The following is a 25,450-nucleotide window of genomic DNA, read 5'->3' as shown; positions in this document are numbered from 1 at the left end:
TTGAGTCTTGGCAGAGTACAAGATCGATAATTTTTAAAGTAAAAGGCTAAAACGCACCTGCCGATTTTAGCCTTTTACTTAAGTTTTTTTGCTAGATTTATATTATAGCTAGCTCATCCAAGGCAAAACCTTTTTTGAAAACCTATCGGCTTGTCCTAGGCGAATAGCACTGTTATGCCTCATTCTGTACAGCGCTTGGTAACAGAGTGGCACCAAATACAAGCTGGTTACCGTTGAGAAGGTGAGGCCGCCAATAATGGCAATGGCCATTGGTGAATAAGATGGACCGCCACCACCAAGTTGGGTATCACCCATCGCCAGTGGCACTAAGCCAAGTACTGTCGTGCCGACAGTCATCAATACAGGGCGAAGCCTTGTATTGCAGACCTTAGTAATCGTGTTGGATAGTTCATCTAACTCTGGTGAAAGCTGATTAATTTGATCCACCAAGACGATGCCGTTGTTAACGACAATGCCCATTAAGATTAAAATCCCAATCATTGCCATAATAGACATGGGCGTACCGGTAAATAGCAGCGCCCAAAACACCCCTGTAATTGAAAATAAAATCGAGGTGATAATTGCTGTCGGTAACAATAACGATTCAAATAGCGCTGCCATAACGATATAAATCATTGCAATCGCTAGGATCATATTGGTTGCCATAACTGCTTCATCTTCATCTTGCTTTTGAAAGCCGCCTCTAAGGGAGTAGCCATAACCTGCTGGAAAGTTAACGCTATCCATAACTTGGGTGATCTTTTCCTGCGCTTCCTCGGTGGTTAACTCATCTAAATTGGCACCAATTGATAGTGCAGTTTGTCTATCGTAATGTCTGATTGTGTCAAATCTCGGCAAGATCTCGATCTTGGCTAGACTGGCTAAGGTATACACTCGATTATCGATGCGGATCACGGGTAACTGCTTTAGCTTTTCGAGTGATAAACGCCATTGCTGCTCATAGGCCATTTCAATGCGGAGCTCACCGCTTGGATCGTGGCGGAATGAACGCAGCGGTGTGCCACGTAATGCCATTGAAATACTCGAAGCAATCTCATTGAGTTTTAAATCTAATCTTGCAGCCATTTGGCGGTCAATACGGATCACGACTTCTTGTTGTGCGCCATTTAGTTCTGAGCGTACATCAGTGAGCCCTTCTATATTGCTTAAAAGCGGTATAACCTGCTGACTTAAGCTGATAAGTTCGGTTGTCGACCGACCAGTAAGGGAGACCCTAACGCCGTTGTTTTCACCGCCCCAGCCAAATTGTGGTTTGGCAATGGCAAATTTGGGAAAGCCTTCACGTATGGTTTTTTTTAAGGCTTTCATATCAACTTCGGTATCTTCTTTTAAGATCAGTGTTGATTGACCTCTATCGGCTGAAAAGTAACTGTATACCGAGTCAATTTGAAACTTTTCTTGATTGGCATAAAGGTAAGTTTCCATTTTAGTGATCATGGCTTCAGTAACATCAAGGCTATGTCTGCCTTCGACTTGATAATTGATATATAAGCGATTATTGCCTTCACCGTCCGACTGATCTTGACTGACCATGCTCAGTGGTAATGCCGTAGATGCCAGTATTATTATCGCCAGCACTCCAGATATACGTGGATGAGCCAAAATCCAACTGAGGCTACTTTTATAAGAGTGTTGCAGTCTGCTAGGACCTGTCTGAGGTTTTGGGGCAAAATACAATTTACTTAACATTAAAGGTAGTAAGGTTTTTGCGACTAATAAAGAGGCCGCAAGTGAGATACAAATTGCAATTGCAACGTGCTCTAAGAAAATTGTTAGCTCGACTTTTACGCCAAAAATATTCGGTAAAAAAACGATGGCAGTGGTGAGTGTTCCGGCAAGTACTGCAAGGGATACCTTATCGACACCACGCAAAATTGCACTACTTGTTATGGCTAGGTGGGGTGAGCTCACTATAGTGGCAGTTGTGTTAGCACTATTGGCACAATCAGCTTGTTTTTCCTGTAGTACGCTTTCAGTCACCACAACGGCGTTGTCAATCAGCATACCTACAGCTAACAATAGCCCCATCATAGATAAGATGTTGAGGCTGTAGCCTAAAAAGTACATAGCAGCCAGCGTCATACAAATAGAAATAGGTACTGATGACACGATAACTAAAGTCATTTTGAGGTCGCGTAAAAACAAGTACAACACCACAAAAGACAGTAGGGCACCAATTAAACCCGCAGCTAACAAGTCGCGCAGCGATGAGGTTACGCCGTAAGCTTGATCTTCCATCACAAACAGTTTGATGCCGTCAAATTGAGAGTTTTGTTTTGCCTCATCAATCACCTTCATGACACGCTGTGATACGTCAACTAGATTCGCGCCAGACTCTTTAAATACATCCAGGCCCACAGCATAATTTTGATCTAAATGACGTCCATCGAGGCGTTCTGGCAGTGAAAAACTCACATTTGCAATATCTGCAAGGGTAATGCCTGGAGCTAAAACAATCCTATTTATATCATCTAAGTTTCTAAACTCACCTTTAGGTGATACTTGATATACTCGTGATTGAGTCTTTAGTACGCCTGCATTAATGACAAAATTTTCCTGCTGTAGTCGTCTGTTAAGTGCTTGCACTGAAATATTACTGGCAGAAAGTTTGTCAGCATTAATACGGATCTCAATTTGCTTTTGCTCCACTCCATAAAGGGTGACTTGCGATACGCCTTCCACTCGTTCAAGTGGTTTTTTAAGCTGTTTATCGAGCAAATCAAATGCACTTGAAAGCTCGCGGTCACTGGATATACGTAAATTAAGCACTGGCATATCGGCGGTGCTGAACTGCCTGATAAACACTCGCTCTACATCCTTTGGCAGTAAATGACGCACAGCATCGACTTTCTCTCGTGCTTCTAAGCTTTTGGTGGCAACATTTTCGCCCCATTTCATTCTTAGGTCGATTTCGGCGCCATTTTGAGAAGAGCTTGAACGAAGCTCTTCAATACCGCCCATCGTGGCTAATGACTCCTCCAGTATATTGGTAATATCACGTTCAACTTCAGCAGGTGTAGAACCTTTATAGGGCACCTCGACAATCACTTGTGGAATGTCTATTCCAGGGAACATTTCCAGCGGCAGTAATCTGCTTGAAGCTAACCCAAATAACAGTATTGCCATAAAAAACATGGTTGTGGTTACGGGTCGTGCTAAGGCAAAGCGGGTGATATTCATGTTTTACCTCCTTCAAGAGTTTGATTATTCATTGCACCAGTGTCGTTGCTTTTCCCTGATTCAATTTGGTCAAACTGTTTTCGATCAAAGAGGGCATAAAGTACTGGAATAACAACCAGGGTAAGTAAGGTCGATAATGACAAGCCAAAGATAACGGTTATCGCCATTGGAGCCCTTACTTCACTGCCATCACCCAGACCAAATGCCATTGGTGATAACCCGAGTGCAGTTGTCATTGTGGTCATAATAATCGGTCGTAGACGCGATTTTGCTGCGTTTGATATGGCGCTAAGTTTGTCTTCACCGCTTTGACGCAGCTGATTAATTCTATCAACTAATACAATGGCGTTATTCACGACGATACCGGCCAGCATAATAAGGCCAATGAATACCACCACACTTAAGTGAGTTTGAGTGATAAATAAACCAAAAATACTGCCGCCTACCGCCATAGGTACAGCAATTAAGATAAGTAGTGGATGCAGCAAGGATTCAAACTGACTTGCCATAACCAAATAAACTAAAAATACCGCTAATACGAGTGCTATTTGCAGTGACTTAAATGAGTGCTCCATCTCCTCATTTTGGCCACCAAAACGTGCTTGTACTGAGGTGGGCAATGTTTGAGCCGATAAGATCTCGCGAGCGGTTAATACGGCATCGTTTAAATCACTATAAGCGAGGTTGGCAGAGACGATTGCTACACGTTGCTGACTGATACGGTTAATTGCAGATGGGCCAAGCTTGAGGCTGACATCGGCAACAGCGCTAAGTGAAATCGGGTGGCTGCTATTGGGATTAATAATCATCGAGTCGATATCGCTGATCTGGTTACGTTCGTCTAGCTCACTACGCACTAATATATCGATTTTACGGTCACGTACTGTGTACTGGCTGGCTACAGTACCGCCAATACGCTGGGCAATACGGTTGGCAACCATAGGCGCATCCATGCCCAGAGCCGCTAGACGTTCGTGGTCAAAGCGGATACTTAGCTCAGGTTGACCATCGCGTAGGCTAGTATTGATATCGGCGAAACGGTCTGAATCACCCAGTGCGTCTACCAAGGTGTCGGCAGTTTGTTTAAGCTGAGCTAAATCATAACCGATAAGTTCAATTTCAAGCGGCGTCTTAAAGCTAAAGAGTTCAGGATGTTGCACTTTGGCTTCGAGTTCAGGAATTCGCATCGCGGTTGTACGTAATTTATCGGCTACCGCATCAAATGCATTATGGTCGCTAAGTACCACTTGTAAGCGCCCCCAGTTTTCTCCACCTCGAGAGGTGTCAGAGGTCATCAGTCCGCCACTACCTGCTTGACTGTAAGCATGTTTTACATCTGCTCGATCTTTAATCGATAGCGCGAGTTTACGCAGAACGTGATCGGTTTGAGCCACTTCTGTGCCAGGCGGAAGTAAAACCTCAACATAAAACTCGCCTTGATTCATAGGTGGGATGAGCTCCATACCTAAACGAGGGATCAGCAATCCTGCACTCGCTGTAACCATGAGCGCTATAGCTAAAGTGACAACGCGAAACTTAAGCGCTGCGGCTAGCAGCTTATGGTACAAGACCTCAAGTTTGCTGTAGCCCCAGTTAAAGCCACTACTGATCGGACGCATAACCAGTCCTGTTAGCCAAGATAGGCTGCGACCAACAATAAGCACGAGTGTTAACAGCGCGCTTGGCAAGTAGTTAAACAATAATACAAATGGAAAAGAGAATACCGTGGCACTGTAATGCTTTAATTTGGCCATATTGGTAACGGGTTTTGGTTTGGCTGCTTTTTCTAATAATGGTGGCAGTGCTTTGAATCCTTCACGAGATGCAAGCATTGGGATGGTGGTTAATGCCACAAGTAATGAAGCGAGTAGAGCAAAAGTTACGGTTAATGCTTGATCTGAAAATAGTGCGCCAGCCACGCCATCTACAAACACCAGAGGTACAAATACCGCAAGCGTAGTTAAAGTGGAAGCAAAGATAGCGCCGGCCACCTCTTTGGTGCCTGTTACGGCAGCTTCTAGTCTGTTCATGCCAAGAGATTTGCAGCGGTCGATATTTTCTAATACCACAATGGCATTATCGACCAAGAGGCCAACCGCTAATGCAATACCGCCAAGCGACATGATGTTTAGACTGATACCGGCAAAGTACATCATGTTAAAGGTGGCAATAACCGAAAAGGGGATCGAGATTGAAATAATCAGCGTCGGGATAATGTCTCTGAGGAAGAGGTAGATGACAAGCATCGATAGCAAACTACCAATCAGAGCTGCACTGGTGACCTCATTAACTGCACTTTCAATAAACTCTGACTGATCGTAAATAACCTTGAGCTCTCCCTTCACATTATGCCGATTAAGTTTATTGAGCTCATCAGTTACTTTACGCGCCACGGCAACCGTATTGGCATCACCTTCTTTATAAATGGCGAGTTCAATGGATTCTTTATCGCCAATTCGCGTGATGTCATTGCGCTCTTTAAAGGCATCAACAATGGTTGCGACCTCAAATAGGCGCACTAGCGTTTGCTCATCACGGTAAATCACGATTTGCCCCAGCTCATCGAGCGAGTTGAACTGATTTAAGGTACGAACTAAGTATTCCTTGTCACCTTGAATCACTTTACCTGCAGAGAGGTTAATGTTTTCTTCGGCGATACGGTTGCGAATAATATCGGCACTTAAATTGAGTTGGGTGAGCTTTTGTTGATTAAGTTGAATATGGACTTCTTGCTGTAAACCACCAGAAAGTCTTACTGCTGCAACACCTGATAGTGATTCAAGTTGACGTTTGAGCTCCTCTTCAGCGTAAGTTCGCATCTGCTTTAGTTCTGTTTCACTCATCCCACTAGTCACAGTATCACTTGATTCTGGAACTGAGAGCGCTAAACGAACAATAGGGTCAAGGTTTGGATTAAAGCGCAGTAAGAGGGGCTTTTTAACATCAAGCGGCAATTCAATGGTGTCGAGCTTTTCTCGCACATCAAGGCTTGCCATGTCCATATCTGTACCCCATTCAAACTCAAGCACCACATCAGACATACCTGATCGTGAAATTGAGCTGATTTTTCTAAGGCCTTTGACGATACCCGCAGCTTCTTCGATCGGTTTAGATACCAGTTGTTCAACTTCAACGGGGGCTGCACCCACATATTGGGTACGAATAGTAATGGTTGGGTAACTTAAATCTGGCAATAGTTTTACTGCAAGGCGAGAGAAACCCACCATGCCGAAAAGGATCACTGCAAACATGAACATCCAAACCGTGACAGGTCGATTAACCGCTGTTTTTATAATAGACATAACGTGCTCCGTAGATTTTAAGCTATTTAGCTGACGCTAGATCTGTTGAATTAATGACTTCAACTAGTGACTGGTCTTTAAGGTTTTGCTGTCCACGAACAACAATTTGCTCACCTGGTTGAATACCGTTTACCACTTCCACGGTGTCGGCTTCGCGGTAACCAAGAGAAACACTGCGGCGATTAACGTTTTCACCATCGATAACATAAAGGGCGTACTCGTTATCTTGGTTCACTAAAGCGTTATAAGGCACAGTGATTACATTGTTGTGGGTATCGTATTTAAGTTCCACGCGGGTAAACATGCCGGCTTTTAGTGTGGCATTTGTATTGGGTACTGAAAGAGTGACCTTAAAGGTACCACTTTGCGCATCAACAATAGGACTAATACGCAGCACAGTGGCATGGGTGGTTTCTTGAGTATGTTTGTTGGCAAAAATTTGTGCGTCTTGGCCTAAACGTAGATGCTGTAATTGCTGCTCAGGTAAGTGCACTATGCCGTAAAGTTCGTCTTGATTGACCACATAAAATAGTTCATCGAACTCTTTAGCCATATTGCCAGCCTTAACAAAGCGTGTAGCGATAACACCATCAATAGGCGAGCGGATCATACTTTCTTGGACATAAAGCGCAGCTAAGTCACGTTTTGCCATGGCTGCTTGTAGGTTATATTCAAGTTTTGCCATCGAGTCGGCACTGAAAAATTCTTTATTACTGATTTTTTTAAGACGATTTAACTCTTGCTCGATGATTTCAACTTCGGCTTGCGAGCGATCTAAATCGAACTTCTGCCTTTTAGAGTCGATAATTGCTAGCAACTGACCTTTTTTAACTCTGTCACCTTCTTCTACTTTAAGTTCTTGGATAAGACCTGCCACCCGGGTAACGACATTCGCTTCTTGAGGCGCTTCAAGTGTGGCGGTTGTGCTGTAAAAAGAGGATACATCACCTTGGATCACTGTGGCAGTTTCAACGGGAACAGCATATTTCTCTTCTTCTTTTGCTTGTTCTTCTGCACCGCCACAAGCTGTAAGTAATGCTGCACTTAAGATTAGGGGGAGGATTATTTTGTTTTTGTTTAACGCTTCCATGTCGGCAGACCTTAATGTAATTGTTCCAATAGATCTGTTAAAGCACAATGTATGCCAAATATTAATATCATTTAATAACAGTTACTTATCTTGTTATTTTATTTTTAGTTTAATTAATTAACTTATAATGTAGCGAAAAAGTATAAATGTTAGTTTTTTTAACAGAAGTGGCAATTTGTTTTTGGTCTCCTTGGTAATATCAGCTGATTTGCCTATATTCGATTAAGGGAGTGCTATCTAGATACTAGTGGTGATGGCTAAATTAACATTTTAACAATGAATTGTGTCTTAGAGCTTTAGCTGTTGACGCTATTGAGTTTTATCATGATAGAAGACTAAGTAATAAAAAAGGCTGTAGTTTAATTGAAGAGCTTAAATTGCCAGGCAATATTGTTGAAGATAGGTGAGTTAATTGCGTTTATTTAAGTCAAAGAAATCACACTTACCATCACTAGTGTATAGCTGGCGAGGGCAGTCGAGCCTTTGCCTGGCTGATATAGCATCTCTTTCCTATGGGCAATTCAACTTACTGTGCGTGCTAGAGCGAACGATATTGGTGAGAATAGCCGGACATAGGTAATAACAAAGGGTAATAAAAAAGGCACTCAAAGAGTACCTTTTAGATAATTTGTGCCGGAGTTTAAGTGACGAGCTTAAACTGCCAGACAACATTGTTACAGATAGCGGCGTTAATCGCGCTTATCTAAATCAACGAAATCGCGTTTAGCATCACCAGTGTATAGCTGGCGAGGACGGCTGATCTTGTGACCTGGCTGATCAAGCATCTCTTTCCAGTGGGCAATCCAACCAACTGTTCGCGCTAGCGCAAACAATACTGTGAACATACTTGTTGGAATACCAATCGCTTTCATGATGATCCCTGAGTAGAAATCAACATTTGGATAAAGCTTCTTAGAGACGAAATAGTCATCTTCCAGTGCAATGCGTTCAAGCTCCATTGCCACGTCTAGAAGTGGATCGTTAACCTTAAGCTCTGCAAGCACTTCATGACATGTTTCACGCATCACTTTAGCGCGAGGGTCGAAGTTCTTATAAACGCGGTGGCCAAAGCCCATTAGACGGAAAGGATCTTCTTTATCCTTAGCACGTGCAATAAACTCAGGAATACGATCAACAGTGCCAATCTCTTCAAGCATGTTTAGACATGCTTCGTTAGCGCCGCCGTGAGCAGGTCCCCAAAGTGACGCAATACCCGCAGCAATACAAGCAAATGGGTTAGCGCCTGAAGAGCCAGCTAGACGTACGGTAGACGTTGAAGCATTTTGCTCATGATCCGCGTGCAGGATAAAGATACGATCCATAGCGCGTTCAACAATTGGGTTAACCTTGTATTCTTCACATGGGACAGCAAACATCATGCTTAAGAAGTTACCCGCGTAGCTTAAGTCGTTACGTGGGTATACAAACGGTTGACCGATTGAATACTTGTAGCACATAGCGGCGATAGTCGGCATTTTTGACACTAAGCGGTATGCTGCAATTTCACGGTGACGCTCGTCATTAACATCCAAAGAGTCTTGGTAAAATGCAGATAAAGCACCCGTAACACCACATAGCATTGCCATTGGATGAGCATCAGGCCTAAAACCTGCAAAGAAAGCAGACAACTGCTCATTGACCATGGTGTGCGTTTTTACTGTGTGTACGAATTCATCGTATTGAGTTTTATTTGGTAACTCTCCGTAGAGTAGCAAATAACATAAATCTAAATAATCAGAGTCTACTGCCAACTGATCGATTGGGTAACCACGGTGAAGCAGTATGCCTTTCTCGCCGTCGATGTAGGTGATCGCTGATTCACAGGAAGCGGTCGCAAGAAATCCTGGATCAAAAGTAAAGTGACCTTTGCTACCTAGCTTACTGATGTCGATAACATCAAAACCTGCCGTACCTTCTTTAATAGGCAGTTCGATTGAATCGTTCCCTGGTAGTTCTAATTTGGCTATATTGTCAGCCATACCCCATTCTCCTTACTTCATTCTTATTGAGTGCGGCTTATCAAACGACATTACTTTACAGTGAATCTAGATCACATTTCAATTTAAATAAGCGTTTAAATTTGTTAGACCATGGTCTTAATTAGGCCTAAGTGCTTGTGCCAGCTGGTGCTTGGCAGATTTTTTTACCAAAAAAACAAAATTTGCATAATGTGATGTTTGTATTTGACATTTCACCCACGTATACTTGCCGCAGCTCAGAAGAGCTGCATACATTGGCGATAAGTTATCACTTTTTTGCATGCTTAATTAGTGGTTGCTAAATCTGTTAAATGTTTGTTTCAAGTTTTCTTTTGTAAAAGTTCTAAACCGTGATTGAGATCACTGTTTAGAATTTAAGCAAAAGCGGTTCATATAACAAAAAATAGCTCAATTGAGCAGAGTGAGCAGAACGTGAAAAAGCAAAGACCTGTCCATTTAGATCTGCAGACCATACGCTTCCCTGCAACAGCGATCGCGTCCATTCTTCATCGTGTATCGGGTGTCATCATGCTGTTTGCCGTCGGTATTCTTATCTGGTTGCTTAATGAATCATTAGCATCAGCCGAGAGTTTCGCAGGCGTCCAATCTCTTTTTGATAACTTCGTTGTTAAGTTCATCATCTGGGGAATTCTTACCGCGCTGGGTTATCACTTGATAGTGGGCATTCGCCACTTAGTGATGGATGCTGGCTATTGGGAAGAGCTCTCTTCTGGTGTTTCTTCAGCTAAAGTCGCTATTGCATTATCAATAGTGTTTTCAATTATTGCGGGGATTTGGGTATGGTAACTAACGCAGCAAGTCTTGGCCGCAGCGGTGTCCATGACTTTATTCTCATACGTGCAAGTGCAGTAGTCCTAGCCTGTTACACCATTTTTTTGGTTGGGTTTATCGCATGTAGCTCTCCACTAACTTATGACGCATGGCATGGCTTATTCAGCGCATTGCCAATGAAAGTGTTCACAATACTCGCTTTAGTTGCGGTGTTAGTACATGCCTGGATTGGTATTTGGCAGGTACTTACCGATTATGTAAAGTGCGTTTCTCTACGTGGTGTACTTCAGTTTGTTTTTGTCGTAGCAGCCTTCTGTTATTTGGCCGCAGGCATTTTGATTGTGTGGGGTGTTTAAGTGAGTATTCCTGTTCGCGAATTTGACGCGGTTGTAATCGGTGCTGGTGGCGCCGGTATGCGTGCCGCTTTACAAATATCTAAAGAAGGTAAGAGCTGTGCGCTGTTATCTAAAGTTTTTCCAACTCGTTCTCATACCGTATCTGCACAGGGTGGTATTACCGTAGCTCTTGGTAATGCACACGAAGATCACTGGGAACAACACATGTACGATACCGTGAAAGGTTCCGATTTTATCGGTGACCAAGAAGCGATTGAGTTTATGTGTAAAACCGGTCCTGAAGCGGTTATTGAACTAGAGCACATGGGTCTGCCATTCTCTCGTTTTGAAAACGGCAAAATCTACCAGCGTCCGTTTGGTGGTCAATCTAAAAACTTTGGTGGTGAACAGGCTGCGCGCACAGCGGCAGCTGCTGACCGTACAGGTCACGCACTACTGCATTGTCTATACCAACAAAACGTTAAGCATAAAACTGAAGTCTTTTCTGAGTGGTATGCACTCGACTTAGTCAAAAATGAAGACGGTGTGATTGTTGGTTGTACTGCAATCGAGATTGAAACCGGTGAAATCGTTTATTTCAAAGCCAAAGCAACCATTCTAGCAACGGGTGGAGCAGGGCGTATCTACGCATCAACCACAAACGCACATATTAACACTGGCGACGGTGTAGGTATGGCAATGCGCGCTGGCGTGCAGATGCAAGACATGGAAATGTGGCAGTTCCACCCAACGGGTATTGCTGGCGCAGGTGTTTTGGTAACTGAAGGTTGTCGTGGTGAAGGCGGATATCTACTAAACAAAGACGGTGAACGTTTTATGGAACGTTACGCACCTAACGCGAAAGATTTGGCATCACGTGACGTGGTAGCACGTTCTATGATGACAGAAATCCGTGAAGGTCGTGGTCTTGATGGTCCATTAGGCCCGCACTGTTTGCTTAAGCTTGATCACTTAGGTAAAGAGACCCTAGAAGCACGCCTACCAGGTGTTTGTGAATTGTCGCGCACATTCGCACATATCGATCCTGCAGACGGTCCAATCCCAGTATTGCCGACTTGTCACTATATGATGGGCGGTTTGCCAGCTAAAGTGAGTGGTCAAGTTGTTCGTCAAAATAATGATGGCAGCGAAGAAGAAGTAACTGGCTTATTTGCTGTTGGTGAAATTGCGTGCGTATCGGTACATGGAGCTAACCGATTGGGTGGTAACTCATTGTTAGATCTTGTAGTATTTGGTCGAGCAGCAGGGCAACATTTAGGTAAAGCGTTAGATGAAACGCCGACGCCAAAAGAGGCTAGCCAAGAAGAAATTGATGCTTCTCTAGCACGTTTAAATCGCTGGGAAAGCAACAAAGACGGTGAAGATCCTGCGGTTATCCGCAAAGACTTACAGCTTTGTATGCAACTTAACTTCTCGGTATTTAGAAGTGGCGATGCGATGGCTGAAGGTCTTAAAGAGCTGAAAGCCATTCGTGAGCGTCTAGCCAATGCCAAGCTATCTGATAACTCAACAGAGTTTAATACTCAGCGTATTGAATGTTTAGAGCTAGATAACTTGATGGCCACTGCGATTGCAACGGCAACAGCGGCAAATTTCCGTACTGAAAGCCGTGGTGCTCATTCACGTGAAGATTACCTAGAACGTGATGATGATAACTGGTTATGTCACAGTATTTATGACCCAGTTACCGAGCTTATGACTAAGCGTGATGTGAACATGGAGCCTAAGCTTCGCGCCGCATTCCCGCCTATCAAACGTACCTACTAAGGAGAAAACCCGATGAAATTGGAATTTGCAGTTTATCGCTACAATCCTGATGTAGATACTAAGCCATACATGAAGGATTACAGCTTAGAAGTGGATGAAGGTACCGATATGATGGTCCTTGATGCATTGCTAAAGCTAAAAGAGCTTGATCCAACTCTGGCGTTTAGACGCTCATGCCGTGAAGGTGTGTGTGGCAGTGATGGTATCAACATGAATGGTAAAAATGGTTTAGCGTGTATCACGCCCGTTTCTACCTTCAAAGGTAAAAAAATTGAAATCCGTCCGTTACCTGGTATGCCAGTTGTACGTGACTTGATTGTTGATTTAACTCAGTTCTACACCCAGTACGAGAAGATTAAGCCTTTCTTGATTAACGATGAAAAAACGCCGGCGCGTGAACATCTGCAATCACCAGAAGAACGTGAGCACTTAGATGGACTCTATGAGTGTATTATGTGTGCATGTTGTTCTACTGCTTGTCCTTCGTTCTGGTGGAACCCTGATAAGTTCATCGGTCCAAGTGGTTTGCTGCATGCTTACCGCTTCTTGATTGACAGCCGTGATACGGCGACAGAAGAACGTTTATCGGGTCTTGATGACGCATACAGCGTATTCCGCTGCCACGGCATCATGAACTGTGTTGACGTTTGTCCTAAAGGGCTTAATCCTACAAAAGCAATTGGACACATTAAGTCTATGCTGCTGCAGAGAGCCGTTTAGTATGCAGAACCAAGAGCCAATAATGATATAGCTCTATATGAGTCACTTTCCCTGTGGAGGGTGACTCTTTTTTGTGTCATGGAAGACAATTATAAAGAAAATCTGGAACTCTCGGGGCTACAGAGATTACAGAGAATTTGGGTCCGCTCAAACCCTCTGTATTTATGACTTTGGCTAAGCACGTGTATACAGTTTGAAAGGAATAGAAATGCACCAAGGCATCATGAAAGCCTGGCTCGAATCGTCACATCTTAATGGCGCGAATTCGACCTATGTAGAAGAGATGTATGAAGCCTATCAAGTCGATCCACAGTCGGTAACTGAAGACTGGCGTGTCGTGTTTGATAACCTCCCTCTAGTTAATGGTTCATCAGCGGATGTTCCAGAAGCTGCCCACTCTAAAGTACGTGACTATTTTCGTAGTCTTGCATTAGATGGACGTCAGAAAGGCTCACCTAAGGTGACCGATCATGAAGTCGATGCAAAACAAGTTAAAGTCCTACAGTTAATTAACGCTCACCGTTTCCGTGGTCATCAGAATGCCAATTTAGATCCGCTTGATATTTGGAAGCGCGATAAGGTTTCTGAGTTAGACCCAGCATTTCATGGCCTAGATGCCGATGACATGCAGCGTCAATTTAACACAGGTTCATTTGCACATGGTGGCGAAACCATGAAGCTTGTGGACTTAGTTAAAGCACTAAAAGCGACTTACTGTGGCTCTATTGGTGCAGAGTATATGCACATTACCGACACTGATGAGAAACGTTGGTTACAGCAACGTCTTGAGCCTTCTCTCGGTGCTGCAAATTACTCTAAAGCGGATAAAACTCGAATTCTTGAAGGACTTAACGCCGCAGAAGGTATGGAAAAATACCTAGGCGCTAAATTCCCTGGTGCAAAACGCTTTTCATTAGAAGGCGGCGACGCGCTGGTTCCTATGATGCGTGAGATCATCTACCGAGCAGGTGATGCGGGTACTAAAGAAGTAGTTATTGGTATGGCCCACCGCGGTCGTTTAAATGTACTGGTAAACATTCTTGGTAAGAAGCCGTCGGAACTGTTTGATGAATTTGCTGGTAAACACAGCGAATTAAACGGTAGTGGTGATGTTAAGTATCACCAAGGCTTTTCTTCAGATTTTGAAACACCAGGCGGCAACGTTCACTTAGCGCTAGCCTTTAACCCATCTCATCTAGAGATTGTTAACCCAGTGGTTATCGGCTCTGTTCGTGCTCGACTTGATCGTCGTGGCTGCGATACAGGCAAGCAAGTCATGCCAATCACCATTCATGGTGACTCGGCAATTACTGGCCAAGGTATCGTGCAAGAAACCTTTAACATGTCACAGACTCGTGGCTTTAAGGTTGGCGGCAGTATCCGCATCGTGGTTAACAACCAAGTGGGTTTCACCACTAACTTAACAGAAGATGTGCGCTCTACTGAGTACTGTACCGATATCGCTAAGATGGTTCAGGCTCCGATTTTCCACGTCAATGCAGATGATCCTGAAGCCGTAGCCTTTGTGTCACAGCTTGCCGTTGATTATCGCAACGAGTTTAAACGCGATGTGGTAATTGATTTAGTTTGTTATCGCCGTCATGGTCATAACGAAGCTGATGAGCCTAGTGCAACTCAGCCATTGATGTACGCTAAAATCAAAAAACATCCAACGCCAAGAAAAATTTATGCAGACCGCTTAATTGCTGAAAACACGCTTGGTAGCGACGATGTCACCTCTATGGTTAACGATTACCGTGATGCATTAGATGGTGGTGATTGTGTGGTTAAAGAGTGGCGTCCAATGACACTTCACTCGGTTGACTGGAGCCCATACATCGGCGCAGAGTGGAATGACTCTTACGATGCTCACATGTCACTTGACCGCATTAAAAATCTTGCTGACAAAATCAGTTATGTGCCAGAAAGCCATAAATTGCAGTCTCGCGTAGCTAAAATCTACAAAGATCGTTTAGCAATGGCATCCGGCGAGAAGCTGCTTGACTGGGGCTTTGCTGAAACCTTAGCTTACGCATCGATTCTTGAAGACAAGCAACGTATTCGTATTACTGGTCAAGATTCGGGCCGTGGTACTTTCTTCCACCGTCATGCGGTATTGCACAATCAAAATGACGCAACGGCTTATATGCCACTACGTAACATTGCTGATGAGCAAGGACCGATAGATATTACTGACTCAGTGCTTTCTGAAGCATCAGTATTAGCATTCGAATATGGTTATGCGACAGCAGAACCGGGTGGCTTAACCCTTTGGGAAGCTCAGTTTGGTGACTTTGCTAACTGTGCTCAAGTGGTAATTGACCAGTTCCTATCATCAGGTGAGCAAAAGTGGGGCCGTCTATGTGGTCTAACGATGTTATTGCCTCATGGTTATGAAGGCCAAGGTCCAGAGCACTCTAGTGCACGTTTAGAGCGCTTCTTACAGCTTTGTGCTAATCACAACATGCAAGTTTGCGTGCCATCAACGCCTGCACAGGTGTATCACATGCTGCGTCGTCAGGTTGTGCGCCCTATGCGTCGTCCGCTTGTGGTTATGTCTCCTAAGTCTTTGCTACGTCACCCGCTAGCGGTTTCAAGTTTGGAAGAGCTTGCTGAAGGGACCTTCCAGAACGTTATTGGTGAAATCGATGAGCTAGACGCAACTAAAGTCGATAGAGTCGTATTCTGTAGCGGTAAAGTTTACTTTGAGCTACTTGAGCGTCGTCGTAAAGAAGGTCTAGATAACGTTGCACTTATTCGTGTTGAACAGCTTTATCCGTTCCCACACGATGAAGCGGCAGCAGCCCTTGCTGAATATAGCCACGTAAAAGATTTTGTATGGTGCCAAGAAGAGCCGCAAAACCAAGGTGCTTGGTATTGCAGTCAACACCATTTCTGGAGCGTCATCCCTGCAGGAGCTCAATTGAGCTACGCCGGTCGTGAAGCCTCAGCTGCGCCTGCATGCGGTTATCCATCATTGCATGCTCAGCAACAAGAATCATTAATCAACAGTGCATTAAAGCTGTAGTAATAGAACATTTATAAGAAGGATCGTAATCCATGAGTATCGAAATTAAGGTACCCGTACTGCCAGAATCAGTTGCTGATGCGACTATTGCTACTTGGCATGTTCAAGCTGGCGAGCAAGTTTCTCGTGATCAAATCCTTGTTGATATTGAAACTGATAAAGTTGTACTTGAAGTTGTTGCGCCAGAAGATGGCCAGATCTCAGCATTTTTAGCTGAAGAAGGTGATACGGTACTGGGTGAGGCAGTGATTGCAAGCTTTGTTGCTGGCGCAGTTGCCGGTCAAGAAGTAACTAAAGCACAAGCGGAAGCTGCAGCCCCTGCCAGCGAAACTGTTGATGAATCAAATGATGCATTAAGCCCATCTGTACGTCGTTTAATTGCTGAGCATAACGTAGATGCAAATGCGGTTAAAGGTACGGGCGTTGGTGGACGCATCACTAAAGAAGACGTTGAAGCATTTGTGAAAAACAAACCTGCTGCAGCGCCGACACCTTCAGCAGCCGTTGCTGTTGCACCTTTAGCTGAACGTAGCGAAAAACGTGTACCTATGACACGTCTTCGTAAAACGATTGCTAATCGTTTATTAGAAGCGAAAAACTCTACTGCTATGTTAACCACGTTTAACGAAGTTAACATGAAACCAATTATGGACATTCGTAAGCAGTATCAAGAGATTTTTGAGAAGCGCCACGGCATTCGTTTAGGTTTCATGTCTTTCTACGTGAAAGCAGTAACTGAAGCACTTAAACGTTTCCCTGAAGTGAACGCATCAATTGATGGTGACGATATTGTTTACCACAACTACTTTGATGTGAGCATTGCTGTATCGACTCCTCGTGGACTTGTCACACCAGTACTGCGTGACACTGACAAGATGAGTCTTGCTGATATCGAACGTAATGTTCGAGAATTAGCAATTAAAGGTCGCGACGGTAAGCTAACCGTTGACGACATGACTGGTGGTAACTTCACCGTGACTAACGGTGGTGTATTTGGCTCATTGATGTCAACACCAATCTTGAACCTGCCACAGAGCGCGATTTTAGGCATGCATGCCATTAAAGATCGCCCAATGGCAGTGAATGGTCAGGTTGAAATCCTGCCTATGATGTACCTAGCGCTTTCTTACGATCACCGTATTGTAGATGGTCGTGAATCAGTTGGTTATTTGGTTGCTATTAAAGACTTCCTAGAAGATCCAACTCGTTTGTTACTTGACCTATAGGCCAAGAACAAACAATACCCTCGTGCAGGCCCATTTGGGCCTGTTGAAATACACAAGAAGTATAATGGATAGATCATCATGAATTTGCATGAGTATCAGGCGAAATCTCTATTTGCCGAATATGGTTTACCAGTGTCAGAAGGTTTTGCATGTGATACTGCCCAAGAAGCAGTTGAAGCAGCAGGACACATTGGCGGTGATATGTGGGTTGTTAAGTGTCAAGTACACGCTGGCGGCCGTGGTAAAGCAGGTGGCGTTAAAGTCACTGGCGACAAAGAAGAGATCCGAGCGTTTGCTGAACATTGGTTAGGTAAGAACCTTGTTACTTACCAAACTGATGAGAAAGGCCAGCCAGTTGCTAAAATTTTAGTAGAAAGCTGCACTGACATCGCAAATGAATTGTACCTAGGTGCAGTTGTAGACCGTGCAACACGTCGCGTTGTATTTATGGCGTCTACTGAAGGTGGTGTGGAAATTGAAACTGTGGCTGAAGAAACGCCAGAGTTGATCCACAAAGCAATCATCGATCCGCTTACTGGTCCACAGCCGTACCAAGCACGCGATCTTGGCTTCAAGTTAGGTCTAAACCCTACTCAAATGAAGCAATTCACTAAAGTCTTTATGGGCTTAGCGAAAATGTTTGAAGACCATGATTTCGCACTACTAGAAATCAACCCACTTGTTATCACTGACGAAGGCAACATTCACTGTCTTGATGGCAAGATTGGTATCGATGGTAACGCACTATTCCGTCAACCAAAAATCCGTGAAATGCACGATCCATCACAAGATGATGCTCGCGAAGCACACGCGGCTAAGTTTGAGCTTAACTATGTCGCACTAGACGGAAACGTTGGTTGTATGGTTAACGGCGCAGGCCTTGCAATGGGTACCATGGACATTGTAAACCTACACGGTGGCAAGCCAGCTAACTTCCTAGACGTAGGCGGTGGAGCAACTAAAGAGCGTGTTGCTGAAGCGTTCAAGATTATCTTGTCTGACTCAAACGTTAAAGCTGTTCTAGTGAACATCTTTGGCGGTATCGTTCGTTGTGACATGATTGCTGAAGGCATCATTGGCGCAGTTAAAGAAGTCGGTGTACAAGTACCTGTTGTTGTTCGTTTAGAAGGTACTAACGCTGATCTAGGTCGTGAAGTTCTAGCTAACTCAGATCTAGATATTATCGCTGCTACAAGTCTAACTGACGCGGCTGAGCAAGTTGTTAAAGCTGCGGAGGGCAAATAATGTCTGTACTAATTAACAAAGATACCAAAGTTATCTGTCAGGGTTTCACTGGCGGTCAAGGTACGTTCCACTCTGAGCAAGCTATCGCTTACGGCACAAAGATGGTTGGTGGTGTATCTCCAGGAAAAGGTGGTCAAACTCACCTAGGTCTGCCAGTATTTAATACTGTTAAAGATGCGGTAGAAGTGACTGGCGCAACAGCTTCAGTTATCTACGTACCAGCACCTTTCTGTAAAGATGCAATCCTAGAAGCAATCGACGGTGGCATTGAGCTAATCGTTTGTATTACTGAAGGGATCCCAACGTTAGATATGCTTCAAGTTAAAGTTAAGCTTGAAGAAACTGGCGTTCGCATGATCGGTCCAAACTGCCCAGGTGTTATCACTCCGGGTGAATGTAAGATTGGTATCATGCCTGGTCACATCCACAAGCCTGGTAAAGTCGGTATTGTTTCACGCTCTGGTACGTTAACGTACGAAGCGGTTAAGCAAACGACAGATGAAGGTTTCGGTCAGTCTACTTGTGTTGGTATTGGCGGTGACCCAATTCCAGGTACTAACTTTATCGACGTATTGGAAATGTTCCAAAACGATCCGCTAACTGAAGCAATCGTAATGATTGGTGAAATTGGTGGTACTGCTGAAGAAGAAGCGGCTGAATACATCAAGGCTAACGTAACTAAGCCTGTTGTTTCGTACATTGCTGGTGTTACAGCACCTGAAGGCAAGCGTATGGGCCATGCAGGCGCAATTATCGCAGGTGGTAAAGGTACTGCTGAAGATAAGTTTGCCGCTCTTGAAGCTGCAGGCGTAACGACTGTACGTTCACTTGCTGACATCGGTAAGGCGTTACGTACTAAAACGGGTTGGTAATTTCTAACCTCGTGTAAAAAGGCGCTTCGGCGCCTTTTTTGTTGGCAGCAGAAATGTTTAGTAAGGAAGTTTGAGTGTAAAATTTACAAGCCTGCTGACTATTTTTAGATTTTAGTTTCACATTTATGATTCTAACTAGAACTAATGGCGATAAATGCGGCTAATTTAAGCGAAAATATGGCGTAGTTTTAACAATCTGTTATACCTAATTTATCTATAGGGAACTTGTAGGTAACTTTTATGTCTATGGTAAGCGCGAAAGAGTTTTCTGATTGGTTACGATTAAGATTTGGTGATCTTAACGAGGGGGTTGCACTCACTCGTAAAGATATCAATCAGTTAACTGGTCGTCAGAACTTTTCATCAGACTTTGTAAATGATATTCACTTTGAGCTAATGCGTCATGGCTTGGCGTTTGTTACTGATACATCAAGAGAGCATTTTTATCTTGTACCGATTAATAAGCAATCTTGGCGTGACAGATTAGAGCAGCAATTCGAAAAAGAGATTTTCTGCAATATCATTCCACTCAATATCTCCAGTCAGTAGGGCAAGTGAGTAAGGGGTAGCAATACTTGCTAAACCTTCATCTATCTAAAAAATTCTCGTAGTTAGCTCTTTTCTGCTCGCTTCATAGCCCTTGTTAGCATTTATTTGGTTAGGCGTTCATTTCAAGTTAGGTGGGTTGCGTATAGTTCGAGATTTTAGGCGACATGGATGTCATTAGGGTGCCGATACGTATTCCTAAATGCGCTGTGTAATAGCCAAATTTACTCTCAACAAGTGCATCTCGCCAATAGTGCAAGTTGAGTACTAACATTTTACTATTGATTTTGTTAATAAAAGCATACTTTGTTATCATCCCCGTGAAAAACTCATTTCAATTCTTATTTTACCGACGGTTCTAGGAAATCTTAGAAGTAGCAGTAAGGATCTCCGCTATGTCGACGCTTTCAATCATTTTTCCGCTATTGTTTATGGCTATACTCGGCTATGGTTTTACAGCTAAAGGCACGTTTACCAAGGAGCGTATTGCTGGTATTAGTCAGTTTACGTTTTACTTGTCGATCCCCGCCTTTTTGTTTATCAATATGTACCAAGCAGATTTGGCTAAAAGTTTTCAGATTAAAAACTTAGCGAGTTTTTATCTTCCTGTACTGGTAACCTATTGTATTGGTGGTGTGCTATACGCTTGCCTTAACCGCCAGCGAAAACCTTTACTGGGGCCTAGTGCAGTATTTGGTTTAGGGTGCAGTTATTCGAACACGATTCTCGTAGGCTTACCAGTTATTGTTGGCGCACTTGGCGACGAAATGATTGGTAACGTATTTGCTATTATTACCTTCCATAGTGCACTGTTATTTTCGCTGACACTTTTGCTAGGGCATAAGCAAGATAGGGCCAGTTTTGACTTATGGTTATTGCTAAAGGGAATTGTGTTTAACCCTATAGTATTGAGTTTGTCAGGCGGCTTGGTTCTAAATTTATTGCAAGTGCCTTTATTCGATGATCTAGTCAGTGGGTTAACTTTATTAAGCACCCCAGCATTAGCCTGCGCCTTATTTGTGTTGGGGGCTAATTTAAGTTTTTATAAAATCTCACAAGATTGGCAACTTGCCTTAGCTGCCTCGTTTATTAAGCTGGTTTTATTACCTTTTAGCGTCTATTTGATAGGGCGGTATATATTTGGCTTAGAGGGGGATAATTTGGCGGTATCAGTACTTCTAAGTGCTTCACCACTCGGCGTTAATGCTTATCTTATTGCGATGCAAGTGAAACAACAACAAGCAATTATTGCTAGTACCGTTGTGTTATCGACAATATTATCAGTGATCACGATGAGCGTATGGTTGGCTATTTTGATGTCATAGTCGCTTTGATTTTTAGATTTAAGATTTGGCTTGCTGAACTTTCAATAAGTCGTGCTAGTACTGTTTTGGTTCGTGAACCTTTGGACACTTTACTTGCCCAAAGTTCATCACCATGATTTTAAACGCATTGGAGCACTGCGAATATAGCTGCAGCTATCTAATATTTGTTTCTCTATTTACAGAACGAGACAATTCCGCGGGTGAGAGGATATAAACGTCTTCTGAATAAAAGTCTTCAGCTTGCGCCATACTCCACCAGTCATTCCATGGTCCCGCGATCTTTTCACCCTTGAGAAGTTCATTTGGCTTAAGTGGCTCAATTAAACTACCTACAGACATCAATAGTCCATAAGGCGTCCGCCGTTTTAACATGTGAGGTTGTAGTTTTTCAGGACTATCTAATCCCATACTACCTACTAACTCAAAAAAGCTTTTTAATGTATTTTGATGATAATTTTTAACCCGTTCACTTTTTTCACTCACATTAATTGCTTTACTACGAGCAGGATCTTGTGTGGCGATACCTGTCGGGCATAAGTTAGTATTGCAGTGCCTTGACTGAATACACCCAAGTGACAACATCATGGTTCTTGCAGCGTTAACGCTATCGGCGCCCATGGCTATTTTAGCTAGCAGATCAAAACTAGATGCAGTTTTACCTGAAGCAATAATTTTAATTTTATCGCGAAGCCCCGTGCCAGTTAACGCATTATGAACGAAATAAACGGCTTCAAGACACATCATGCCTAGGCGATTAGTGAATTCTACTGGTGCGGCCCCTGTGCCACCTTCGGCGCCATCTACGGTAATAAAGTCCGGTGTAATACCTGTTTCTATCATGGCCTTACACAAGCCTAAAAATTCGACAGGGTTACCAAGGCATAACTTAAAGCCTATTGGTTTTCCATTACTGAGCTCTCTAAGCTTAGCAACAAAATTGAGTAAATCTTTTGGTGTTGTACACTCAGGGTTTACTGCTGGTGATACACAATCAACACCTTTGGGAATATGACGGATCTGGGCAATTTCATCAGTTATTTTAGCCGCTGGTAATACGCCACCATGCCCTGGTTTAGCACCTTGGCTTAGCTTTATTTCAATCATTTTAATTTGTGGCCGTGTCGCCATTGCTTTAAAACTATCAGGATTAAAATTACCCGCGTCATCTCTACAACCAAATAAACCTGAACCAATTTGCCAAACGATATCGCCTTGATGCTTTAGATGATAAGGACTAACGCCGCCTTCACCAGTATTGTGATAACAGCCTGCTTTGAGAGCGCCTAGATTAAGCGATTCTATAGCGTTGGCGCTAAGAGATCCAAAGCTCATGGCTGAGATATTAAAGTAACATGCTTGATAAGGCTGCGAACAATCAGGCCCTCCGATAGTGATTCTTTTCGCTGTATCTAATACCTCTTTTGGGTGCAGAGATTGCCAAAGGCTAAGGTAATTATCTTCAAGTAGGTCTCTTTGAGTACCAAAGGCGATGGTATCTCTTACGTTTTTGGCTCGCTGATAAACTAGCGATCGTTGTTCACGGTTGAAAGGAGTTTCTTCTGTATCATTAGCAATAAAGTATTGCTGTATTTCGACGCGATAAGATTCGAGAAAGTAACGCAGGTAAGCAACAACTGGATAGAGACGGTTTAGCGTGTGTGGGCTATGGTTAATATCGTAATAGCCTACCAAGGTGTAGATAAAAGTGAAGGTAAAGATGGCCGTGGGAAATATCCCTGTATTGCTTAGCATGTAATTTATTGCTAACAAGTTTCCTAAGCTGGCAATGATCCAATAGACCTTTTGCATTATCGTCATAAAGCATTCCTTTATTGCTGACTTTTATTTGGCTTAAAGCTATTGAACGCTATCATTGCCATTTAAGCAAACATGTTTTAATACTTTCTAAACTAAACAAAATATGGGTATATTAGAGAGATAGGGACATAAGAGGACATTATTGTGATTATCACAGAAACCGACAGGTTGGTATTACGGCATTTTGAGGAGAAAGATACCAAGGCGATTTTTTTACTCAATAGCATTCCTGAGGTACTGAAATATATTCCTGGAGAGCCAATGACATCAATTGTCCAGGCTGAACAAATTTTTGAAAATGTGATTACCAAAAGTTATCAAGAACGTGGTTATGGTCGCTGGGCGGTAGAACATAAAGCGGATGGTAAGGTTATTGGTTTCTGTGGACCTACATTTATTACTGAGTTTAATGAAGTCGAGTTAGGCTATCGATATTTGCCACAATATTGGGGGCAGGGGATAGGATATGAAGCAGGTGTAGCGGCATTAGAACGATTTCAAGATTATCATATCAATGAAGCTATCGCGCTAATCCTGCTCGGTAATAAAGGCTCTGAAGGTGTTGCACGCAAAGTCGGGATGGCCGAACGCAACAGAGCTAAATTTATGGGCCATAAAGTGAACGTATTTCATAAGGTATTGGCGTAAATATATTGTAGCTAATACTATTTGCAATTATATTTAGAAACAAAAAAACCAGCTTAATGCTGGTTTTTTGTCTAAGGACGCCAATTTATGCGTCGCCGTGATCACACTCATCGTTAGTGCATACACCATATAGATATAAACTGTGATTAGTCAGTTTAATGTTGTGTTTCATTGCTATTTCATCTTGACGACGTTCAATCATTTCGTCTGAGAATTCGATAACTTTACCGCAAGATAAACACACTAAGTGGTCGTGATGATGCTGAGACGAAAGTTCAAATACCGCTTTACCACTTTCAAAATGATGTCGGGTCACAATACCGGCATCGTCAAACTGGTTAAGTACGCGGTATACAGTAGCAAGACCAATCTCTTCACCCATGTCGAGTAACTTCTTATAGAGGTCCTCAGCACTAATATGTTGATTCTCTGGCGCTTGCATCAATTCTAGAATTTTGACTCGTGGTAAGGTCACTTTCAAACCCGCTTTCTTTAGCGCTTGATTTCCATCTGTCATTATTGATCTCTTGATTGCAGAACGATTAGCCATAAGTTAATCAGTTCATTTGTGGGTATTCAATCCATTATATGTGTACAAATTGAAAACTTAAACCTTTGATCTAGCAATAAAGCGTCATAAGCAAATAAAAGGCCTTAACTAGATATAAAACAAGCAATTTAAGCATACTTTTTGTATTGTTATTGCCCATTTATACTAACGCCTAATGTCATATCTGCCTACAAACAGGCAAAATAATAACAAAGACCAACAAAAAGGACTGTAGATGTACCAACAGATTGTAATATTGACAGGAGCTGGGATCTCTGCCGAATCTGGGTTACGTACCTTTCGAGATCAAGATGGTTTGTGGGAAGAGCATAAAATTGAAGAGGTAGCGACTCCTGAAGGTTATGCAAATAACCCTGAGTTAGTGGAAGGTTTTTATAACGATAGATGGCAACAGTTTCATAATGGTGATATTGAACCTAATGCTGGCCATATAGCCTTAGCTAAATTAGAGAAGGAATTTACCGGTGAGCTGCTGGTTATCACCCAAAATATTGATGATTTGCACGAAAGAGCAGGATCAAGACGGTTATTGCATATGCACGGTGAATTGTCTAAAGGGCGCTGTCCTCGCTCGCAACAGACTTTTTTGCTAAGAGAGCCTTTTGGTCCCAAACATTGTTGTACTTGTTGCATCCCGGCTCAGCGTTTAAGGCCACATGTGGTTTGGTTTGGCGAAATGCCTTTTGGGTTAGATAGAATTCAATATGCACTTGATACCTGTGACCTATTTATAGCTATTGGCACCTCTGGGACTGTATACCCCGCAGCGGGTTTTGTTGATACCGCAAATCATCATGGTGCACAAACCGTAGAGGTTAACTTAGTTACTGCTGACCGCCATAGTCAGTTCCAATATCATTTGGAAGGTAAAGCGAGCGAGTTAGTGCCAAAATTGGTTGATGATATTCTTAGCGGGAAAATAATCAGTAATGCCTAATTAAATTGACGTTTGCGGGCTTTAGCA

18 protein-coding genes are annotated in these 25,450 nt (G+C 43.1%); 12 read left to right on the top strand and 6 right to left on the bottom strand.

Annotation, left to right across the window (positions count from 1 at the left end; genetic code table 11):
* Positions 1–108: 108 nt before the first annotated feature.
* From AB4298_RS04055 to AB4298_RS04040, 4 genes are all read right to left on the bottom strand, one after another.
* Positions 109–3,201 carry an efflux RND transporter permease subunit gene (locus AB4298_RS04055; protein ID WP_371985810.1) on the bottom strand — a complete coding sequence of 1,031 codons (3,093 nt, stop codon included), beginning with the start codon at positions 3,199–3,201 and terminating at the stop codon, positions 109–111.
* A complete protein-coding gene (locus AB4298_RS04050; RefSeq protein WP_371985809.1) occupies positions 3,198–6,503 on the bottom strand; it encodes an efflux RND transporter permease subunit in 3,306 nt (1,101 codons plus the stop codon). The genes AB4298_RS04055 and AB4298_RS04050 overlap by 4 nt, the downstream gene beginning before the upstream one ends.
* A gap of 22 nt (positions 6,504–6,525) precedes the next feature.
* Positions 6,526–7,593 carry an efflux RND transporter periplasmic adaptor subunit gene (locus AB4298_RS04045; protein WP_248998352.1) on the bottom strand — a complete coding sequence of 356 codons (1,068 nt, stop codon included), beginning with the start codon at positions 7,591–7,593 and terminating at the stop codon, positions 6,526–6,528.
* A gap of 689 nt (positions 7,594–8,282) precedes the next feature.
* On the bottom strand, positions 8,283–9,572 hold the full coding sequence (locus AB4298_RS04040; protein WP_248998353.1) for a citrate synthase: 1,290 nt from the start codon (positions 9,570–9,572) through the stop codon (positions 8,283–8,285).
* A 411-nt stretch (positions 9,573–9,983) separates the two neighbouring features.
* On the opposite strand from AB4298_RS04040, the gene sdhC reads away from it, so the two are divergent.
* The 10 genes from sdhC to AB4298_RS03990 all read left to right on the top strand — a co-directional run bounded on the left by sdhC (position 9,984) and on the right by AB4298_RS03990 (position 21,449).
* On the top strand, positions 9,984–10,379 hold the full coding sequence (gene sdhC, locus AB4298_RS04035) for a succinate dehydrogenase cytochrome b556 subunit (RefSeq protein WP_371985832.1): 396 nt from the start codon (positions 9,984–9,986) through the stop codon (positions 10,377–10,379).
* Positions 10,373–10,720, top strand: coding sequence for a succinate dehydrogenase, hydrophobic membrane anchor protein (gene sdhD / locus AB4298_RS04030; RefSeq protein ID WP_248998354.1), 348 nt, complete (start codon positions 10,373–10,375; stop codon positions 10,718–10,720). The genes sdhC and sdhD overlap by 7 nt, the downstream gene beginning before the upstream one ends.
* Positions 10,721–12,487 (top strand): succinate dehydrogenase flavoprotein subunit, encoded by a 1,767-nt coding sequence (gene sdhA / locus AB4298_RS04025; protein ID WP_371985808.1) that lies wholly within the window; start codon positions 10,721–10,723, stop codon positions 12,485–12,487.
* Positions 12,488–12,499: 12 nt separating this feature from the next.
* Positions 12,500–13,207, top strand: coding sequence for a succinate dehydrogenase iron-sulfur subunit (locus AB4298_RS04020; RefSeq protein WP_220781975.1), 708 nt, complete (start codon positions 12,500–12,502; stop codon positions 13,205–13,207).
* A 208-nt stretch (positions 13,208–13,415) separates the two neighbouring features.
* Entirely contained in the window at positions 13,416–16,235 is a 2,820-nt protein-coding gene (gene sucA / locus AB4298_RS04015; RefSeq protein WP_371985807.1) for a 2-oxoglutarate dehydrogenase E1 component, read from the top strand.
* Between the two features lie 32 nt (positions 16,236–16,267).
* Positions 16,268–17,461, top strand: coding sequence for a 2-oxoglutarate dehydrogenase complex dihydrolipoyllysine-residue succinyltransferase (odhB, locus tag AB4298_RS04010; protein WP_371985806.1), 1,194 nt, complete (start codon positions 16,268–16,270; stop codon positions 17,459–17,461).
* Between the two features lie 78 nt (positions 17,462–17,539).
* Entirely contained in the window at positions 17,540–18,706 is a 1,167-nt protein-coding gene (sucC, locus tag AB4298_RS04005; protein WP_248998358.1) for an ADP-forming succinate--CoA ligase subunit beta, read from the top strand.
* Positions 18,706–19,578 carry a succinate--CoA ligase subunit alpha gene (sucD, locus tag AB4298_RS04000; RefSeq protein ID WP_220781978.1) on the top strand — a complete coding sequence of 291 codons (873 nt, stop codon included), beginning with the start codon at positions 18,706–18,708 and terminating at the stop codon, positions 19,576–19,578. The genes sucC and sucD overlap by 1 nt, the downstream gene beginning before the upstream one ends.
* 240 nt (positions 19,579–19,818) lie before the next feature.
* Positions 19,819–20,127: a hypothetical protein gene (locus tag AB4298_RS03995; protein ID WP_371985805.1), complete on the top strand. Its 309-nt coding sequence runs from the start codon at positions 19,819–19,821 to the stop codon at positions 20,125–20,127.
* 392 nt (positions 20,128–20,519) lie between these two features.
* Positions 20,520–21,449, top strand: coding sequence for an AEC family transporter (locus AB4298_RS03990; protein ID WP_371985804.1), 930 nt, complete (start codon positions 20,520–20,522; stop codon positions 21,447–21,449).
* Positions 21,450–21,602: 153 nt separating this feature from the next.
* Here the strand turns inward: AB4298_RS03990 and AB4298_RS03985 are convergent, their stop codons facing one another.
* Positions 21,603–23,267: an FMN-binding glutamate synthase family protein gene (locus AB4298_RS03985; RefSeq protein WP_371985803.1), complete on the bottom strand. Its 1,665-nt coding sequence runs from the start codon at positions 23,265–23,267 to the stop codon at positions 21,603–21,605.
* 144 nt (positions 23,268–23,411) lie between these two features.
* Between AB4298_RS03985 and AB4298_RS03980 the strand changes: the two genes are divergently transcribed.
* Positions 23,412–23,915 (top strand): GNAT family N-acetyltransferase, encoded by a 504-nt coding sequence (locus tag AB4298_RS03980; RefSeq protein ID WP_371985802.1) that lies wholly within the window; start codon positions 23,412–23,414, stop codon positions 23,913–23,915.
* Between the two features lie 85 nt (positions 23,916–24,000).
* Here the strand turns inward: AB4298_RS03980 and fur are convergent, their stop codons facing one another.
* Positions 24,001–24,432: a ferric iron uptake transcriptional regulator gene (fur, locus tag AB4298_RS03975; protein WP_220781983.1), complete on the bottom strand. Its 432-nt coding sequence runs from the start codon at positions 24,430–24,432 to the stop codon at positions 24,001–24,003.
* Between the two features lie 268 nt (positions 24,433–24,700).
* Between fur and cobB the strand changes: the two genes are divergently transcribed.
* Entirely contained in the window at positions 24,701–25,423 is a 723-nt protein-coding gene (gene cobB, locus AB4298_RS03970; RefSeq protein WP_248998363.1) for a Sir2 family NAD+-dependent deacetylase, read from the top strand.
* The last annotated feature ends 27 nt before the right edge of the window (positions 25,424–25,450 follow it).

It is taken from the genome of Shewanella sp. 10N.261.52.F9, from assembly GCF_041471165.1.
Lineage (GTDB): Bacteria > Pseudomonadota > Gammaproteobacteria > Enterobacterales > Shewanellaceae > Shewanella > Shewanella marinintestina.
Note: the sequence above shows the minus strand (reverse complement) of the source record. Positions and strands in the feature narration are given on the sequence as shown.